Origin of the sequence: Photobacterium sp. 2_MG-2023 (genome assembly GCF_030547675.1) — a bacterium.
GTDB lineage: Bacteria > Pseudomonadota > Gammaproteobacteria > Enterobacterales > Vibrionaceae > Photobacterium > Photobacterium arenosum.
Genome location: NZ_JAUOQQ010000051.1, coordinates 1 through 1,655, shown reverse-complemented (window position 1 = coordinate 1,655; position 1,655 = coordinate 1). Strand labels below are relative to the sequence as shown.

Sequence of the window (1,655 nt, the reverse complement as noted above, 5' to 3'; positions counted from 1 at the left end):
GTGACTGCGTACCTTTTGTATAATGGGTCAGCGACTTAATTTCAGTAGCAAGGTTAACCGTATAGGGGAGCCGTAGGGAAACCGAGTCTTAACTGGGCGTACAGTTGCTGGGATTAGACCCGAAACCAGGTGATCTAGCCATGGGCAGGTTGAAGGTGAGGTAACACTTACTGGAGGACCGAACCGACTAATGTTGAAAAATTAGCGGATGACTTGTGGCTAGGGGTGAAAGGCCAATCAAACCTGGAGATAGCTGGTTCTCCCCGAAAGCTATTTAGGTAGCGCCTCGGACGAATACTACTGGGGGTAGAGCACTGTTAAGGCTAGGGGGTCATCCCGACTTACCAACCCTTTGCAAACTCCGAATACCAGTAAGTACTATCCGGGAGACACACGGCGGGTGCTAACGTCCGTCGTGGAGAGGGAAACAACCCAGACCGCCAGCTAAGGTCCCAAAGTATCACTAAGTGGGAAACGATGTGGGAAGGCTCAGACAGCCAGGATGTTGGCTTAGAAGCAGCCATCATTTAAAGAAAGCGTAATAGCTCACTGGTCGAGTCGGCCTGCGCGGAAGATTTAACGGGGCTAAGTGATACACCGAAGCTGCGGCAATGCGATTTATCGTATTGGGTAGGGGAGCGTTCTGTAAGCGGTTGAAGGTGTGCTGTAAGGCATGCTGGACGTATCAGAAGTGCGAATGCTGACATGAGTAACGACAAAGGGGGTGAAAAACCCCCTCGCCGGAAGACCAAGGGTTCCTGTCCAACGTTAATCGGGGCAGGGTAAGTCGACCCCTAAGGCGAGGCCGAAAGGCGTAGTCGATGGGAAACGGGTTAATATTCCCGTACTGCTTATTATTGCGATGGGGGGACGGAGAAGGCTAGGTGGGCCAGGCGACGGTTGTCCTGGTTCAAGGGTGTAGGCTGCAGAATTAGGCAAATCCGGTTCTGCACTAAGGCTGAGACCCGATGTCGAGTCACCACGGTGATGAAGTCATTGATGCCATGCTTCCGGGAAAAGCCTCTAAGCTTCAGATAATAAGCAATCGTACCCCAAACCGACACAGGTGGTCAGGTAGAGAATACCAAGGCGCTTGAGAGAACTCGGGTGAAGGAACTAGGCAAAATGGTACCGTAACTTCGGGAGAAGGTACGCTCCTGGCGGTGAAGTCCCTTGCGGATGGAGCTGCCGGGAGTCGCAGATACCAGGTGGCTGCAACTGTTTATTAAAAACACAGCACTGTGCAAAATCGAAAGATGACGTATACGGTGTGACGCCTGCCCGGTGCCGGAAGGTTAATTGATGGGGTTATCTTCGGAGAAGCTCTTGATCGAAGCCCCGGTAAACGGCGGCCGTAACTATAACGGTCCTAAGGTAGCGAAATTCCTTGTCGGGTAAGTTCCGACCTGCACGAATGGCGTAATGATGGCCACGCTGTCTCCACCCGAGACTCAGTGAAATTGAAATCGCAGTGAAGATGCTGCGTACCCGCGGCTAGACGGAAAGACCCCGTGAACCTTTACTACAGCTTGGCACTGAACATTGACCCTACATGTGTAGGATAGGTGGGAGGCTTCGAAGCAGGTACGCCAGTATCTGTGGAGCCGTCCTTGAAATACCACCCTTGTCGTGTTGATGTTCTAACGTCGCCCCGT

General features: G+C 52.4%; 1 rRNA gene. It reads left to right on the top strand.

Annotation, left to right across the window (positions count from 1 at the left end):
• Positions 1-1,655, top strand: a 23S ribosomal RNA gene (locus Q4491_RS21390); the annotation flags it as partial.